General features: G+C 33.5%; 23 protein-coding genes, 1 other RNA gene and 1 riboswitch. Of the genes, 18 read left to right on the forward strand and 6 right to left on the reverse strand.

The features are described from left to right. The first annotated feature begins 5 nt into the window (after positions 1-5). From JJJ02_RS06110 to JJJ02_RS06125, 4 genes are all read left to right on the forward strand, one after another. Positions 6-515 (forward strand): spore coat protein, encoded by a 510-nt coding sequence (locus JJJ02_RS06110; RefSeq protein WP_240838001.1) that lies wholly within the window; start codon positions 6-8, stop codon positions 513-515. Further along, the gene (locus JJJ02_RS06115; RefSeq protein ID WP_240838003.1) at positions 508-861 is read left to right on the forward strand and encodes a hypothetical protein; all 354 of its coding nucleotides are present in this window, start codon (positions 508-510) and stop codon (positions 859-861) included. Before JJJ02_RS06110 ends, JJJ02_RS06115 begins: the two co-directional genes overlap by 8 nt. Positions 862-954: 93 nt before the next feature. After that, positions 955-1,161: a hypothetical protein gene (locus JJJ02_RS06120; protein ID WP_240838006.1), complete on the forward strand. Its 207-nt coding sequence runs from the start codon at positions 955-957 to the stop codon at positions 1,159-1,161. Between the two features lie 536 nt (positions 1,162-1,697). Continuing rightward, positions 1,698-1,925 carry a hypothetical protein gene (locus JJJ02_RS06125; protein ID WP_240838008.1) on the forward strand — a complete coding sequence of 76 codons (228 nt, stop codon included), beginning with the start codon at positions 1,698-1,700 and terminating at the stop codon, positions 1,923-1,925. A gap of 117 nt (positions 1,926-2,042) precedes the next feature. Here the strand turns inward: JJJ02_RS06125 and ssrA are convergent. Further along, positions 2,043-2,400: a transfer-messenger RNA gene (gene ssrA / locus JJJ02_RS06130) on the reverse strand. Between the two features lie 88 nt (positions 2,401-2,488). Then, entirely contained in the window at positions 2,489-2,749 is a 261-nt protein-coding gene (locus tag JJJ02_RS06135; protein WP_111714320.1) for a hypothetical protein, read from the reverse strand. 194 nt (positions 2,750-2,943) lie between these two features. Here JJJ02_RS06135 and aroD point away from each other — a divergent pair, with 194 nt between their 5' ends. Continuing rightward, a complete protein-coding gene (aroD, locus tag JJJ02_RS06140) occupies positions 2,944-3,672 on the forward strand; it encodes a type I 3-dehydroquinate dehydratase (RefSeq protein ID WP_239242319.1) in 729 nt (242 codons plus the stop codon). A gap of 63 nt (positions 3,673-3,735) precedes the next feature. Continuing rightward, the gene (locus tag JJJ02_RS06145) at positions 3,736-4,269 is read left to right on the forward strand and encodes a nitroreductase family protein (protein WP_239242318.1); all 534 of its coding nucleotides are present in this window, start codon (positions 3,736-3,738) and stop codon (positions 4,267-4,269) included. 45 nt (positions 4,270-4,314) lie between these two features. Here the strand turns inward: JJJ02_RS06145 and JJJ02_RS06150 are convergent, their stop codons facing one another. Further along, positions 4,315-4,635, reverse strand: coding sequence for a thioredoxin family protein (locus tag JJJ02_RS06150; RefSeq protein ID WP_096077065.1), 321 nt, complete (start codon positions 4,633-4,635; stop codon positions 4,315-4,317). A gap of 143 nt (positions 4,636-4,778) precedes the next feature. On the opposite strand from JJJ02_RS06150, the gene JJJ02_RS06155 reads away from it, so the two are divergent. The 7 genes from JJJ02_RS06155 (at position 4,779) to JJJ02_RS06185 (ending at position 9,102) form a co-directional block, all read left to right on the forward strand. Further along, positions 4,779-5,132 (forward strand): Spx/MgsR family RNA polymerase-binding regulatory protein, encoded by a 354-nt coding sequence (locus tag JJJ02_RS06155; protein ID WP_111714322.1) that lies wholly within the window; start codon positions 4,779-4,781, stop codon positions 5,130-5,132. Between the two features lie 72 nt (positions 5,133-5,204). Then, the gene (gcvH, locus tag JJJ02_RS06160; protein WP_111714323.1) at positions 5,205-5,573 is read left to right on the forward strand and encodes a glycine cleavage system protein GcvH; all 369 of its coding nucleotides are present in this window, start codon (positions 5,205-5,207) and stop codon (positions 5,571-5,573) included. A 92-nt stretch (positions 5,574-5,665) separates the two neighbouring features. After that, entirely contained in the window at positions 5,666-6,055 is a 390-nt protein-coding gene (locus JJJ02_RS06165) for a toprim domain-containing protein (RefSeq protein ID WP_099580397.1), read from the forward strand. After that, a complete protein-coding gene (locus JJJ02_RS06170; protein ID WP_396614724.1) occupies positions 6,027-6,338 on the forward strand; it encodes a thioredoxin family protein in 312 nt (103 codons plus the stop codon). The genes JJJ02_RS06165 and JJJ02_RS06170 overlap by 29 nt, the downstream gene beginning before the upstream one ends. Positions 6,339-6,377: 39 nt before the next feature. Further along, positions 6,378-6,481, forward strand: a riboswitch (SAM riboswitch). Positions 6,482-6,560: 79 nt separating this feature from the next. After that, the gene (locus JJJ02_RS06175) at positions 6,561-7,586 is read left to right on the forward strand and encodes a methionine ABC transporter ATP-binding protein (RefSeq protein WP_240838012.1); all 1,026 of its coding nucleotides are present in this window, start codon (positions 6,561-6,563) and stop codon (positions 7,584-7,586) included. Further along, a complete protein-coding gene (locus JJJ02_RS06180) occupies positions 7,579-8,271 on the forward strand; it encodes a methionine ABC transporter permease (RefSeq protein ID WP_240838014.1) in 693 nt (230 codons plus the stop codon). The genes JJJ02_RS06175 and JJJ02_RS06180 overlap by 8 nt, the downstream gene beginning before the upstream one ends. Positions 8,272-8,283: 12 nt before the next feature. Beyond that, positions 8,284-9,102 carry a MetQ/NlpA family ABC transporter substrate-binding protein gene (locus tag JJJ02_RS06185; protein WP_240838022.1) on the forward strand — a complete coding sequence of 273 codons (819 nt, stop codon included), beginning with the start codon at positions 8,284-8,286 and terminating at the stop codon, positions 9,100-9,102. A gap of 23 nt (positions 9,103-9,125) precedes the next feature. Here the strand turns inward: JJJ02_RS06185 and JJJ02_RS06190 are convergent, their stop codons facing one another. Next, positions 9,126-9,509 (reverse strand): DUF1304 domain-containing protein, encoded by a 384-nt coding sequence (locus JJJ02_RS06190; protein ID WP_240838024.1) that lies wholly within the window; start codon positions 9,507-9,509, stop codon positions 9,126-9,128. 238 nt (positions 9,510-9,747) lie between these two features. On the opposite strand from JJJ02_RS06190, the gene sufC reads away from it, so the two are divergent. From sufC to sufB, 5 genes are read left to right on the forward strand one after another with little or no spacing between them, the layout of a single operon-like run. Further along, on the forward strand, positions 9,748-10,524 hold the full coding sequence (sufC, locus tag JJJ02_RS06195; RefSeq protein WP_239242314.1) for a Fe-S cluster assembly ATPase SufC: 777 nt from the start codon (positions 9,748-9,750) through the stop codon (positions 10,522-10,524). A gap of 30 nt (positions 10,525-10,554) precedes the next feature. Next, positions 10,555-11,859 carry a Fe-S cluster assembly protein SufD gene (gene sufD / locus JJJ02_RS06200; protein ID WP_240838026.1) on the forward strand — a complete coding sequence of 435 codons (1,305 nt, stop codon included), beginning with the start codon at positions 10,555-10,557 and terminating at the stop codon, positions 11,857-11,859. Positions 11,860-11,888: 29 nt separating this feature from the next. Next, on the forward strand, positions 11,889-13,124 hold the full coding sequence (locus JJJ02_RS06205) for a cysteine desulfurase (RefSeq protein ID WP_111714330.1): 1,236 nt from the start codon (positions 11,889-11,891) through the stop codon (positions 13,122-13,124). Then, positions 13,114-13,548 carry a Fe-S cluster assembly sulfur transfer protein SufU gene (sufU, locus tag JJJ02_RS06210; protein WP_111714331.1) on the forward strand — a complete coding sequence of 145 codons (435 nt, stop codon included), beginning with the start codon at positions 13,114-13,116 and terminating at the stop codon, positions 13,546-13,548. The genes JJJ02_RS06205 and sufU overlap by 11 nt, the downstream gene beginning before the upstream one ends. A 14-nt stretch (positions 13,549-13,562) precedes the next feature. After that, positions 13,563-14,960 carry a Fe-S cluster assembly protein SufB gene (gene sufB, locus JJJ02_RS06215; protein ID WP_111714332.1) on the forward strand — a complete coding sequence of 466 codons (1,398 nt, stop codon included), beginning with the start codon at positions 13,563-13,565 and terminating at the stop codon, positions 14,958-14,960. A 30-nt stretch (positions 14,961-14,990) separates the two neighbouring features. On the opposite strand, the gene JJJ02_RS06220 is transcribed toward sufB, so the two are convergent. Both JJJ02_RS06220 and JJJ02_RS06225 read right to left on the reverse strand, forming a co-directional pair. Further along, a complete protein-coding gene (locus tag JJJ02_RS06220; protein WP_240838027.1) occupies positions 14,991-15,764 on the reverse strand; it encodes an ABC transporter permease in 774 nt (257 codons plus the stop codon). Further along, positions 15,761-16,477, reverse strand: a complete 717-nt coding sequence (locus tag JJJ02_RS06225; RefSeq protein WP_240838029.1) for an ABC transporter ATP-binding protein — start codon at positions 16,475-16,477, stop codon at positions 15,761-15,763. The genes JJJ02_RS06220 and JJJ02_RS06225 overlap by 4 nt, the downstream gene beginning before the upstream one ends. Between the last annotated feature and the right edge of the window lie 45 nt (positions 16,478-16,522).

Genomic DNA, 16,522 nt, shown 5'->3' on the forward strand with positions numbered 1-16,522 from the left:
AGCCTATGAAGTTAATCAGATGTACCAAAGCATTAAGATTTAAAGAAGTTGACCGTTTAACCGAGTACCAACTATTAAGAGATTTTTCACCATCATCAATACGATTTAATATAGCTTTTATGAGTATGCAGATTAATGAAATGTATTATTTATCAGTATCAACAACTACACCAACACCAATAGGCTTAGTAAGTGTGGGATGTAATGTTGATAGGTTAGCAATATGGATAATTGAACAAAAACAAGCCCTGGAACGCTATAAAAAGAAATCTAATAGTAATATGCATCTTTTAAAAAGGTGCTTATATACGTACTCTAAAGACGAACAAAGAGAGGTTAAAAGTTACCTATCTAGCAATGGAAGATATGGCAATACAGATATAATTGACCGATTAAGATATGACTTATACCAGCACACCAACAATGAACGTTTAAAACGCAACAAAGCCCGTAATGATGCAAGATTACTAAATATATATAAACACAAGCGTTATAGGTATCGACCCGATGTGTAGTGAACGTACAGAACTAAGACGATATATTATGAATTATCATAAAACACATTCAATAGATGCTGGTGATGATATAGAACTTGATGATAATGATTTTTTTAATATTAATGGTGCTGTTGATATGAATATAAATGATGCATTACAGGAATATACGCAATTAAGCGATGTGGTAAGTATTAACGCTATTTTAGATAAAGTGTATCAAGTGGGAACGATTAAACAACAGTACATGTTTATGTGTTTGTTACGTGGTATGGACTTTGAACGTATAGGAAATATATTTGGTATAAGTGATAAGGCGGTTAGGGTACAAATAAATAAATTGTTAGATGTTCTATTGGGAGACTGAAGAAATATTTCAAAATGTGATATAACTCACTTTTATATTCTTCAATTTAATGTAGTGTTAATTTTAAGACAACTAAAAAAGGTGTGACATATCATGTTAACTGCTAAGAAAGTTGCACTAAAAGTATTATTTGAAGTGGAAGAATACAATTATTTAAAGTCGAGGCAAGATTTAAGAAGTATCGAAATGTTCAATTATTTACTTGAACACAAGTTTATCAAATTAGATACAAATAATGAACAAGAAAAATTCAAACTAACCAGCAAAGGTTATAATTTACTAGATCAAAATAAAATCTAACCACTTACTGATGTAGGTGGTTTTCTTATGCCCATTTTAAATTGAGTTTACGCACAATCACCCAAAAAATAAAAGTTATCGTGCTTAAAATCGGAATGTCAGATGGTATATTATAGTAAAATGTAGTATTTTAAGTAGATTGCAGTTACAGACATAAAAAAGCACCCACTAATTAAAGTGAGTGACTACATCTCTATGGAAGATACAATTTAATTATAAGTCATTAGTCAAATAAGGTCAAACACAAATCTTATGCATAAAATATTCATTTTAAGACCAGCACCGAACACTCAAAAAGGCTTTAAATCAACAATGTATATTTTTTGTATAAAGCTAAAAATATACGAACACTTCAAACCGTTGATATGATTTGTTTTCAAAAATATTTTCGTTTACATAATCATTTATTATCGGAAGTTAAAATGAATATTCTATACATTTCAAATATTTAGCAGTAACATTTTTCTATTACATTAGCATATAAAATTATATAATATATTTGTACTTAATTATACTACAAGTGAGGTAATGTCATCATGTCAGATAATGAATTTATTTTGAAAGCACTTCAAGATGTATTCTTATATGGTTTGCCACAGACAACAGACTTTGAACGTATAGGAAAAATTATGTATGCATTATGTGATGGTGGATATACTGATCTAATTGTCTCTACTGAAAATGATTTATCTTTCAAATATCACATAACTGATGCTGGTATTGAATTGATGGATGAGTTAAAAGAATACATAGAACACTATTAATATAGAACAAATTCAATCAGCTAAATGGCTACATATCAACGTGTGATGGGGGAATATTGGGGGAATACTGGGGGAACAAAAATAAAAACCCTTTAGCAACAAGGCTAAAAGGTTTATGTATGGAGACGGCGGGAGTCGAACCCGCGTCCAAAGATCCTGCAATTGATACTTCTACGTGTGTAGTCCTGTTATTGAATTTCACGATACATCTGAAAACGGACATCCGAATGTATCGCTAGCCCGATTAATCTCTTACGAACAGACTCCAGGCGGAAGTGTTCGTCGTATCCTACTAAAGTTGAACCTCTACATCAGGCACATAGGCGATGCTTGAGAGAGGTGCAGAGTGCGATTAGGCAGCTACTGCGAAATTGTTTGTTTTGCCAGTTATTATAACTGTTGTGTTGATAACGAAGACAACCCTCCGACACGCTATACCAACCCAAGTGACCCCTGTCGAATCCGTAACGCCCCCGAGATAGTATGAATAAAATAACTAGCATATTTAAATATAACAAATTGAAACACATATTTCAATAATAAAGCATAATACCTTATAGGTACTATGCTTTATTATGGATATGAATGGTCTTATCATTTTCATCAATAGATACGATAATCTGATTATTATTGTTCATATTTTTAAAAGTGATATTATCTTCACTATCTTTAGTGAATTCGATAACGTCCATTATGCTATGGCTTTTGTATATGGGTTTTGTAATCGCGATATAGTCTTCGTTTTCTACTAAACGAATGGCTATCTTCGTGTGGTTATCTATTTTCCATCCTGGTAACGTTTTTAAATCAAATAGTGTTTTCATTATTATCCTCCATATATTAATCACTATGCTTTCCAAATTAAATTCTTGTGAACTTATAATATGGGTATAATTGATACAATTTATTAATCAAGTAAGGTAAAATAGACTTAAGAGATTGTTCAATAATTAACAGCACTTATCTATTTTACCATACTTTCACTTTAATTATTGGATGAATAAGAGGAGGACTTATTTTGACAGAGCAGAGTAGTGCAATTCCAAAGGTAATATTGACGTTATCAGATGTACAGAACACAGATGAAAAAGTGATTAAAGAAGCGGTTGAATATATCGATTATTTCGATGTCGTTGAATATCGAGCTGACTTAGCACAAGGTTCAATTGAATTTTATGAATCTGAGATTGCTTTTATAAAGAATAAGTTTCCAACAAAACAAATTTTATTTACATATCGCACAGAAGATATGAATAACAAGACAAAAATTACGATGGATGCTTATTTTGAACTTATTAAAGAAGTGATAGAGAAAAAGTTATGTGATATTATCGATTTAGAATTGATGATGTACGAAGACTATATGGATAAATTATTGGTTTTGGCACGTGCGAATAATATTTTAGTGTTAATCAGTCACCATGAATATGAATTCACTCCACGTATTAAAGATATGCTCGCGATATATAATCGCATGATTAAACTAGATGCAGATTACTGTAAACTAGCGGTTAAACCGAATGATGGTAAAGATGTGCTTAACTTAATGTCAGCAGTTTATGAAACAAAACAAAACTGTAATTTAAATATTATCGGTATAGCAATGGGAGAAATTGGAAAGATTACACGAGTGGCGTGTGGGATATTTGGATCATCTATGACCTTTGGCTATGTTGGCAATCCTGTTGCACCAGGTCAAATTCATATTAAAGATTTACATGATCAGATTGTACTTTATAAGTCATGATTTACAAATTAATGATACTTCTTTATAATTGATAATGGTTATCATTTATGAGGAGGTATTTTTTTGGAATTAAAAGATGCGATAAAAAATAGAAGAAGTATTAAACAGTATGTCGATACAACTGTTGAAGATAGCGCTGTAGAACGTGCGATTGAATTAGCGACATATGCACCTAACCACGGTATGCGTGAACCTTGGCGCATTGTGTGGGTGAAAAAAGAAAGATTAGAAAACTATGCTCAGACGTTTGCTGACGTTGCATTTAAGAATAATGCAGAGAAAAAAATTCAGCATGTAGACAAAACAAAAATACTTGCTGGTATATTGTTAGTCGTTGGTCCACGCGATCGACGTCAAAAAGAAAATTTAGAAGATATTCTTGCGATTGGCGGTTTTATGCAGACGCTTTCATTAGCTTTATATGAAGAAAAGATAGGGAGCTGTATTAAAACACAACCACCTTTACTACACCCAGAGTTATCAAAACATCTAGGTTGCGAGGCTGATGAAATGATTTATGGAGCGGTTTATTTAACAGCTCAAACGGAATCAGAATATAAGGCACGAAAGAATAATAATTTAATTTCAACATATTAAAAAAACCATCCATTTCATCAATGGATGGTTTATAAATTTAAAATTTTATTTTAAGTTCTCGGCTAAAAATGCTTTAACTGATTCAGGTGTTTTTGCGTTAGCAGAATGAAGATGTGCTAATTTTTCACCTTTTTCAAAGATAAGGATACTTGGGATACCCATCACTTCATTCTCATCAGCAGCTTCAGGTACTTGGTCACGGTTGATTTTATACCATGTATAATCATTGTATTCATCTACAATAGGATCAATCCAGAAATCCATACGTGTACAATCGGGACACCAATCTGCAAAGAATTTTACGATTACTTTCTCATCTTGATTTATAATTTCTTTAAATTCTTCATATTGACTTATTGTTCTCATAATTATTCCCTCACAGTGTTTTATATAATTTATTTATATGATAATTATATACCTTTTTAATAAATTATTAAACGATAAGGATTGCAGTTGTAACCTTTAAGAATAATTGTTAATATTAGGTTAAATTAAGAAGGAGGCCTATGATGATAAAATTTTATCAGTTACCAAATTGTAGTACATGTAGAAAGGCAGCAAAATATTTAGAAACACATGGCGTTAGTTTTGAACCTATCCATATCGTTGAACTTACTCCCACGGCTGCTGAATTTAAAGCGATTGTAGAGCAGACAAATGTTGATATTGATGCGCTTTTCAATAAACAGGGTGCTAAATTTAAAGCATTAAACCTTAAAGAAACATTAAGCGAAAAGTCAGATGATGAAAAGTTTGAATTACTTGCTTCAGATGGTATGTTAGTTAAAAGACCGTTAGCTGTTAATGGCAATAAAATTACTTTAGGCTTTAAAGAAAAAGAATATAGCGATACTTGGTTATAAAAATGATTGAATAAACGCTTACAATGTGTCATTATTATAGTGATAGTACTTTAATTAAACGGAGGGTTTATAATGTCAAACTTAAAATTTTCAAAAGATCACGAATGGGTAAAATCAGAAGATAATGTAAAAACAATCGGTATTACAGATTTCGCACAATCTGAATTAGGGGATATCGTATTCGTTGAATTACCAGAAGTTGGAGATGAAATCGAAGTTGGTGCTCCTTTTGGTAGCGTTGAGTCAGTAAAAACTGTATCTGAATTATATGCTCCTATCTCAGGCAAAGTTATTGAAGTTAACTCTGAATTAGAAGATTCTCCTGAATTAGTAAACGAATCAGCAATGGATCAAGCTTGGATGATTAAAGTTGAAGCTGACGATGCTGCACTTGAAGAATTAATGGATCAAGCACAATATGATGAAATGATTAACGCATAAATGGTATAATTTCCTTGATAATAATTTATCAAGGAATTTTTTTATTATCAAATTGCTAAAACTGAATACAATATGATAAAAAGGTGATGGACATGTCTGTAATTACTAAAGTTATCGTTGTAGAAGGAAAGCGTGACAAACTAAGATTACAAGAAGTATTAACGGAACCTGTACATATTATATGCACCAATGGCACGATGGGTATCGGAAAACTGGATGATATGATTGAAGATCTGTATCATCATAAAGTTTACATTATGACCGATAGCGATAAAGCTGGACGCAAAATTAGATCCTGGTTTAAACGCCATTTGAGTGAAAGTAATCATATTCATATTGATCCCAAATACGGTGAGGTAGGTAATTGTCCACTAGATTATTTAGCAAGAACGATGATGAAACATCAGTTTGATGTAAAACAACAATTTGTCTGGAAAGGTAAGCCCGCGCAATATGAACTTAAATCAGCTTTTGCAATTTGAAATATCAGAACAACCATTTATTCTATTTGGATATACCCCATTTTGTGGTACATGTAAGCTCGCAGAAAAGATGTTGGATATTACTGCTGCATCTCTAAACATACCAGTTACTAAAATTGATTTAAATTATTATGAAAATTTAAGTCAGTATTACGAAATTAAAAGTGTGCCTGTACTATTGTTTGTACGTAACGGTACAGTCGAAAATATATCTTATCAATTTGAGTCCGTCACAACTTTGTATGAAAATTTAAATTTACTGTTGACGAATACTTCAAATTGACTTAAGATAAAGAACATATTCATAAAACAACTAAATACGCTCTTATCAAGAGAGGTGGAGGGATGTGCCCTTTGAAGCCCGGCAACCGTCATTTAGACAAGGTGCCAATTCACATAAAGTTTTTTAACTTTAGAAGATGAGAGAAATTCACAATATATTATTTTGCGTCTTTCTCTTTGTGAGGAAGACGTATTTTTTGTGGAAAATTCGAGGAGGAACGTCATGATTCAATTAACGAATGTTGAAAAAATATTCAACACAAAAAAGGGCAATATAAAAGCGGTTGATAACGTCAACTTAAACATAGAGAAAGGTGAAATCTTCGGTATTATCGGATACAGTGGCGCAGGTAAAAGTACAATGATTAGAATGTTTAACGGTTTAGAATTACCGACGAGTGGTGAAGTGCAAATTAACGGTGAAGTACTTAACTATTTAAGTAAAAAAGAATTACTTAAGCGTCGACAAAAAATCAGCATGATATTCCAGCACTTTAATTTATTATGGTCACGTACTGTATACGATAACGTCGCATTACCTCTAGAAATCGCAGGCGTTCCAAAAGCGGAACAACATGATAAAGTCAAATCTTTAATCGAGCTTGTCGGATTAAAAGGGAGGGAGAAAGCATATCCTTCTGAATTATCAGGAGGTCAAAAACAGCGTGTCGGAATTGCGAGAGCTTTAAGTAATGATCCGGAAGTATTATTATGTGACGAAGCGACGAGCGCATTAGATCCACAAACGACTGATGAAATTTTAAATTTACTCGTTGAAATTAATAAACGTTTAAATATTACTATGATTTTAATTACGCATGAAATGGCTGTTATTCGTAAGATTTGTAGTCGTGTTGCAGTAATGGAAGCCGGTAAAATTGTTGAGCTTGGTGAAGTTATTAACGTCTTCAATAGACCTCAAACAGCGATTACGAAACGTTTTGTCCGTGATGATTTAAATGAGGATGAAGTTGAAACATCTATTCAAGAAATTAATAAGACATATCCAGAAGGCACTATTATTAAATTAAAGTTCGTTGGTTCAACGACTGGTCAACCTATTGTAAGTAAAGTAATTCAAAAGTATGGTTTAGAAATGAATATATTAGAAGGAAATGTTAAACATACTCGTAATGGTTCATATGGTCACTTAATCGTCCATATTAATCAAAATAATATTCCGATTGAACAAATTGAGCTGGAACTGATTCAGCACGGTGTAGAAATTGAGGTGGAACGACATGGATAAATTATTAGCGAACTTACAAGAGATGTTTACATTTAAAAATGTAATTTGGCCAGATGTTTGGACTGCCATTTATGAAACGTTATACATGACGTATATCTCAACTGTATTTACTTTTATCTTTGGATTAATCATCGGTATTTTATTATTTCTTACTTCACGAGGTAAGACAAATGCGTCTAAAGTATCATATGCAATTCTCGCCTTTATCGTAAATCTATTTAGAGCGGTACCGTTTATTATTTTAATTCTTTTATTGATTCCGTTTACGAGTATTATTATGAACACGATTAGTGGTGTGAAAGGTGCTTTACCAGCATTAATCATTGGTGCTGCACCATTCTACGCAAGACTCGTTGAAATTGCTTTAAAAGAAATTGATAAAGGTGTTATTGAAGCTGTGGAATCAATGGGCGCCAACACGTGGACTTTAATTAATAAAGTGTTAATCCCAGAAAGTTTACCTGCATTGATTTCAGGTATCACAGTTACAGCGATTGCTTTAGTCGGATCTACAGCGATTGCTGGTGTTATCGGCGCTGGTGGTCTAGGAAACTTAGCCTATTTAGTCGGATTTACAAGAAGTCAAAATGATGTGATTTTAGTTGCAACCATTGCAATCTTAATCATTGTCTTCTTAATTCAATGGATTGGTGACATGATTGTTAAACATGTTGACAAAAGATAAGGAGATGTCATGATGAAAAAGTTTTATACGATTACGAGTATTTTATTAATCATAGCGATACTAGGTTTAGTATTAGAAGGTAAAGATAGTACGAAACAAAATGAAACGATACTAGTAGGTGCCTCACCTTCACCTCACGGTCAAATATTGGAACATGCGAAAAAGATGATGAAAAAAGAGGGTTACAATTTAAAGATTAAAGTCATTAATGACTACACAACACCAAACAGACTATTAAACGAAGGTGAACTAGATGCAAACTTTTTCCAGCATACACCATATTTAAACATCGAGAAAAAATCTAAAAAATATAAAATAACTTCTATAGGTAATGTACATTTAGAACCGATGGCAGTGTATTCAAATAAATATAGTTCATTAAAAGACTTACCAGAAGGCGCTGAAATTTATGTGTCGAATAACCCAGCTGAAGAAGGACGCTTCTTATCATTCTTTACAAAAGCAGGATTAATCGAATTAAAATCTGGCGTTGATCCAATTACTGCAACATTTAAAGATATTAAAGTGAATAAGAAGAACTTTAAATTTAACAACAAACAATCTGCTGAATTTTTACCGAAGTCATTTAAAAATGATGAAGGGGATGCGACGATTATCAATTCTAATTTCGCAATTGATAATAAATTAAATCCAGTTAAAGATTCAATTGCAGTTGAAGGTAAAGATTCTCCATATGCAAATTTAATTGCAGTTCGCGAAGAGGATAAAAATAGTAAAAAATTAAAAGCATTAATCAAAGTTTTACAATCCAAAGAAATGCAAGATTACATTAATAAGAAATATGATGGCGCAGTTATTGCGGCAAAATAAAATAAGAGCATCCGATGAAAAAATCATCGGATGCTCTTATTTAATTTAAAAATTATTATAGCAATCAATGCTAGGGTAGCAGGTAAGCCCTGCTTGATCAAGATGCCTTTACTGCTGGTCATTGCGCCGTATACGGCAGCAATAATAACGAATATAACAAACATTGTTGTAATCTCAATTTGGTTATGACTAACAAATAATCCGTAACCTAATCCTGCTGCCAGAAAACCATTATATAGTCCCTGGTTTTTAAACAAAGTTTTGACGCGGTCATCTTGTAGGAAATTATAATTAATATCAAATGTTTCTGCAGCACGTTTCGAATCACTAAAGAACATTTCTAAAATCATAATATAAATATGTTCAATAAATACAATCGTTGCTAATATCATAGAAATAATATGCATAAGTACCTCCCTAAATAATAAATAAATTGTACACCCTACATCTCAATACGTATAGCATTTTCAATGAAAAGACTTATTTTCTCATTGAATTTAAAATATTTAGCCCGATTAATTTAACTAACATCTTATTTAGGTTATAATAAGTACTGTGATTTAAGTCATAGGTCTTTGACCTCAGATTAAAATTATTATAAACTAGATAAGATGAAATTATTATATATATCGGAGGGAATTCAATATGGTATCAGTTTTAGAAATTAAAGATTTACACGTTTCAATTGAAGGGAAAGAAATTTTAAAAGGTGTAAATTTAACGATTAAACAAAATGAAATTCATGCAATCATGGGACCTAATGGTACTGGTAAATCAACTTTATCAGCAGCAATCATGGGACACCCTAAATATGAAGTTACGCAAGGTGAAGTTTTACTTGATGGCGAGAATGTATTAGAAATGGAAGTTGATGAACGCGCACAAGCTGGTCTTTTCTTAGCGATGCAATATCCATCAGAAATTTCTGGTGTTACGAATGCAGACTTCTTACGCTCAGCAATTAATGCTAAACGTGAAGAAGGTAATGAAATCAATTTAATGCAGTTCATCAAGAAATTAGACAAAAATATGGAATTTTTAGAAATGGATTTAGATATGGCACAACGTTATTTAAACGAAGGATTCTCTGGTGGGGAGAAAAAACGTAACGAAATTCTTCAATTAATGATGCTAGAGCCTAAATTTGCAATCTTAGATGAAATTGATTCAGGTTTAGATATCGATGCATTAAAAGTTGTATCTAAAGGAATTAACGAAATGCGCGGAGAAAACTTCGGTTGCCTAATTATCACGCATTACCAACGTTTATTAAACTACATTACGCCTGACTTCGTACATGTTATGATGCAAGGTAAAGTTGTTAAATCAGGTGGAGAAGAGTTAGCGAAACGTCTTGAAGCTGAAGGTTATGACTGGATTAAACAAGAGCTTAACATTCAAGATGAAACAATTAACGCGTAATACCTGATAATTAAATAGGAGGAAAATGTGATGAGTACAATCGATGTAACAAACGATATGATTAAAAATTTCTCAGCATCACGCAATGAACCAACATGGATGGCAGAATTACGTGCTGACGCTTTTAATAAATTAAATACAATTGAAATGCCAAAACCAGATAAAACAAAACTTGATAAATGGGTCTTTGATGTTCACCATAAAGATATCAAAAGTGATGTCTATGCTTCAACGGATGCTTTACCTGAAGCGGTTAAAAACTTATTGGATATGGAGAATGTAGAAAACCTTATTGTGCAACATAACAATACACCTGCATTAGTAAAAGTTGAACAGTCTTTAATTGATCAAGGTGTAATCGTAAAAGATATTGAAACTGCATTAATTGAAAACAGTGATTTAGTAAAACAATACTATATGACTGAAGCTGTAAAAGTAGATGAACACCGCCTGACTGCATTGCATGCTGCTATGATGAATGGTGGACTATTCGTATACGTTCCACGTAATGTAGTTGTTGAAAATCCAATTCAATATGTAGTATTACATGATAATGCAGATGTAAATATCATCAACCATTTAATCATTGTTGCTGAAGATAGTGCTGAAGTAACATATGTTGAGAACTATTTATCAACTGTAGAATCAAAAGATGCACAGTTAAATTTAGTTTCTGAAGTTATCGCAAAAGATAATGCTAAGATCACTTACGGTGCCGTTGACTTCTTAAACAAAGGTTTTACAGGACATGTGATTCGTCGTGGTATGGCTGCAAAAGATGCAACGATTGACTGGGCTTTAGGTTTGATGAATGATGGAGATACAATCAATGATAATACGACTTACTTAAATGGTGACAATTCTAAGAGTAATTTAAAGATTGTTGTAGTAGGTCGTGGAGAACAAAAATTAAACTTCACAACTCAAATCATACAATATGGTAAATCTAGTGAAGGTCATATCTTAAAACACGGTGTAATGAAAGATTCAGCATCTTCAATCTTTAATGGAATCGGCCACATTAAACATGGTGGTACAAAAGCAGACGCACAACAAGAATCACGTGTATTAATGTTATCAGAGAAAGCACGTGGAGACGCTAACCCGATATTATTAATCGATGAAGATGATGTTACAGCAGGACATGCAGCTTCTGTAGGCCGTGTGGATCCGATGCAATTATTCTATTTAATGAGTCGTGGTATTTCTAAACAGGAAGCAGAACGTTTAGTCATTCATGGTTTCTTAGCTCCAGTAGTAACTGAATTACCAATTGAAGCAGTAAAACGTCAATTAACAGACGTTATTGAAGAAAAAGTAATGGGTAAATTATAAAATACAGTTTTGAAAGGTCTTGATACAAAATGACCAGCTTAAATGTTGAAGCAATCAGAAAAGATTTTCCGATTCTAACTGAACAAGTTAACGGAAAAGACATCATTTATTTAGATTCATCAGCGACTAGTCAGAAACCTTCAAGTGTAATAGAGAAAACAAAATATTATTATGAGCATATGAATGCGAATGTACACCGTGGTGTACATACTTTAGGTACGCGTGCTACGGATGGGTATGAAAATGCACGCGAAACAGTACGCAATTTTATCAACGCGAAATATTTTGAAGAGATTATATTCACACGCGGTACGACAACAGCAATTAATACTGTAGCACACAGTTATGGTGATATTGCGGTTAGTGAAGGTGACGAAATTGTCATTACTGAGATGGAACATCATGCAAATTTAGTTCCGTGGCAACAACTTGCGAAACGTAAGAAAGCTGTGCTTAAATATATTCCACTTGAATCAGATGGCACGGTTACGCTGGAAAATGTACGTGCAACAGTTACAAGCAAGACAAAAATTGTTGCAATGGCACATGTTTCTAACGTTCTAGGCATAATCAATGATGTGAAAAGCATCGCTGAAATTGCACATGAAAATGGGGCTGTGATGGTAGTTGATGGTGCGCAGGCAATACCTCATATGAATGTTGATGTGACTGATTTAAATTGTGACTTCTATGCGTTCAGTGGACACAAGATGCTTGGTCCAACAGGAATCGGAGTTTTATATGGTAAAAGAGAATATTTAAATCAAATGGAACCGATTGAATTTGGTGGAGATATGATTGACTTTGTAGGTTTACAGGACTCTACATGGACAGAATTACCGACTAAATTTGAAGCGGGTACACCGCTTATCGCTGAAGCAGTAGGTTTAGCTGAAGCTATTAATTATTTAAGTAACATTGGCATGGACAATGTACTAGCATACGAACATGAGCTTACGGCATATGCTTATGAAAAGATGAGTGAAATTGAAGGTTTAGAAATTTACGGTCCAACTGTAGATAAACGTGCAGGATTAATTACTTTTAATTTAGAAGGTGTACATCCGCATGATTTAGCAACTGCATTAGATTCACACGGTATTGCGATTCGTGCAGGGCATCATTGTGCACAACCTTTAATGAAATGGTTGGGACAGTCCTCTACAGCACGTGCAAGTTTCTACATCTACAACACAAAAGAAGAAGTAGATCAACTTGTTCAAAGCTTGAAAGAAACAAAGGAGTTTTTCAGTTATGAGTTTTAATAATTTAGATCAACTTTATCGTTCTGTCATAATGGATCATTATAAGAATCCTCGTAACAAAGGTGTTATCGAAGATGGTGCCTTAACAATAGATATGAACAATCCAACATGTGGAGATAGAATTCGTCTTACACTTGATATTGTTGATGATATTGTGCAGGATGCAAAGTTTGATGGTGAAGGTTGTTCTATCTCAATGTCCAGCGCATCAATGATGACTGAAGCAATAAAAGGTAAGACAATAGAAGAAGCATTAAAGATGAGTGATGAATTCTCTAAGATGATGCTTGGTGAAGATTATGAAATAGATGAAGAAGCTGGAGATATTGAAGCACTTTCTGGTGTAGCTAAGTTTCCGGCGCGTATTAAATGTGCGACACTTGCCTGGAAAGCATTAGAACGTGGCACAAAGAATGAAAACTAAAAGGAGTGAATGAAATGGTTAAACAAGCACCCGATGTTGGTGATTACAAATATGGTTTCCATGATAAAGACGTTTCTATTTTCCGTTCAGAACGTGGACTAACTGAAGATATCGTAAGAGAAATTTCAAAGATGAAGGAAGAGCCACAGTGGATGTTAGATTTCCGCTTAAAATCTTTAAAACAATTCTATAAAATGCCTATGCCGATGTGGGGTGGGGATTTATCAGAATTAAACTTCGATGAAATTACGTACTATGTAAAACCATCTGAACATACAGAACGTTCTTGGGACGAAGTTCCTGAAGAGATTAAACAAACATTTGATAAATTAGGTATCCCTGAAGCGGAACAAAAATATTTAGCTGGGGTATCAGCACAATATGAATCTGAAGTTGTATACCATAATATGCAGGAAGATTTAGAAGAACAAGGCATTATCTTTAAAGATACAGATTCTGCATTACGTGAAAATGAAGATATCTTTAAAGAGCATTTTGCTTCAGTAATTCCACCGGCAGATAATAAATTTGCTGCATTAAACTCCGCAGTTTGGTCAGGTGGATCGTTCATCTATGTACCAAAAGGTGTAAAATTAGAAACACCGTTACAAGCGTACTTCCGTATTAACTCTGAGAATATGGGACAATTTGAAAGAACATTAATCATCGTTGACGAAGGCGCAAGTGTACACTACGTTGAAGGATGTACAGCTCCAGTTTATACGACGAATTCTTTACACTCAGCTGTAGTAGAAATCATCGTTAAAAAAGATGCATATTGCCGTTATACGACAATTCAAAACTGGGCAAATAATGTATTCAACTTAGTTACAAAACGTACATTCGTTTATGAAAATGGAACGATGGAATGGATTGATGGTAACATCGGTTCTAAATTAACAATGAAATACCCTGCATGTTACTTATTAGGTGAAGGTGCACGTGGTATGACATTATCTATCGCCTTAGCAGGTAAAGGACAAGTTCAGGATGCTGGTGCGAAAATGATGCACATGGCACCAAACACTTCTTCAACTATCGTCTCTAAATCGATCTCTAAACAAGGTGGTAAAGTAGTTTACCGTGGTATTGTTCATTTCGGACGTAAAGCGACTGGTGCGCGTTCAAACATTGAATGTGATACATTAATCATGGACAATGAATCAACTTCAGATACTATTCCATATAACGAAATGTTAAATGATAATATTTCTTTAGAGCATGAAGCGAAAGTTTCTAAAGTATCAGAAGAACAGTTATTCTACTTAATGAGCCGTGGTATATCAGAAGAAGAAGCGACAGAAATGATCGTAATGGGCTTCATTGAGCCATTTACAAAAGAATTACCAATGGAATACGCAGTTGAAATGAACCGTTTAATTAAATTCGAAATGGAAGGTTCTATCGGTTAAAATATAAAAAAATGCCTAAGACGCTATGTCTTAGGCATTTTTTTCTGTGTTGTAATATTTACCAATGAACTGCTGTTTGTCGTTAAATAAAGTCGGATAACTTAAAAATCCGACCATCACACTTGAAAGTGTTGCTGCTGTCAATAATAAGAACAGAATAAGTAATTGGAATTGTGCAGCAACGATAGGATCTGCCCCACCGATAATTTGTCCGCTCATCATTCCGGGAAGTTGCACGAGCCCCATTGTCTTTTGGCTTTCGATTGTCGGTATCATTGAATTTTTTATAGATGCCATAAGCACTCTATGAATGGCTTGTTTTGGATTTCCTCCAAGTGAGAGAATTAATTCGATTTGTTCTTCATTTTGATCAAGTTCACTTAAGAAACGATTGAGAAATAGTAATGATAATACCATTGCATTACCAATCATCATTCCGCTAATCGGTATAACATAACGCGCTTCAAATGGTATGATATGAAAGCCTAGTAGAATGGTTTGCGTTACTACTTCTACTGTGATTAAAGTCAGCACGATCTTCCAGGTGATACCTTTTATTCCTTTTCCTTTTTTTATAATATTTTGCGTTGCGGCTGTAATCATTAATAATATCATCAGCAGGATGTAGATTGGGTGATTGCCATCAAAAACGAAAGTTAGTAAATAACCGATGAAAATAAGCTGAATTGTACTTCTAATCGTTGCGATGATAATATCTTTTTCAAGCCCGAGTTTCAATGTATAACTTAAGACTACTGGTATCAGTACGAATATAAGTGTTAATGCCAGTTGTGTTAATGTCATTCTATTTCTCCTTTCAGAAAAGCATTCAAGGTTTCATTATTGGATTCAAATAATTGACTTGCTTCACCTGTAGTAACAACTTCACCATCTTTAAGCATGCAGTAGTAGTCTGCAGCCCGTTTCGCCTGATCAACGTCATGCGTTATCCAGATAACCGTGACGTTATATCTTTCATTGATTTTGTGGATTAATGCTTCTACTTCACGTACACTTCGTGGATCTAAGCTCGATGTAATTTCATCGAGTAATAAGACTTTAGGCTGGTTAACTAATGTTCGTGCGATAGAAAGACGTTGACGTTGTCCTCCTGAAAGACTTTTTACATTTGTATTGAGGTCAATTGTATCTAAATTTAGCTGGTCGAGCAGTTTCGATGCTGCTTCAACGGGTAACTTCTGATTAAAAAGCGTCTTAGGTAGATTGATATTATCGTATACTGTGCCTTGTATCATTGGTGCACTTTGAAGTGCTAATCCAATTTGTTTTTTCAGCTCAACTAAATCAAGTGATTGAATAGATTGATTATCAATTAATATATCACCGGAAGTTGGACTGATTAATCCGTTGATCATTTTTAAAATAGTCGTTTTGCCGGCACCACTGGGACCGATTAAAGCGGTGATCTTACCGGAATGAAAATTTGTCGATACATTTTTTATAATATGTTTATCATTAACAGAAAAATTTACATCATTAAGGGTAATGGTAGTCATAAGTTCTCCAATCTATATTTTGATAAGTTTATGATAAAATAACAG

The sequence above is a fragment of the Macrococcus sp. PK genome, assembly GCF_022501545.1.
Classification (GTDB): Bacteria; Bacillota; Bacilli; order Staphylococcales; family Staphylococcaceae; genus Macrococcoides; species Macrococcoides epidermidis.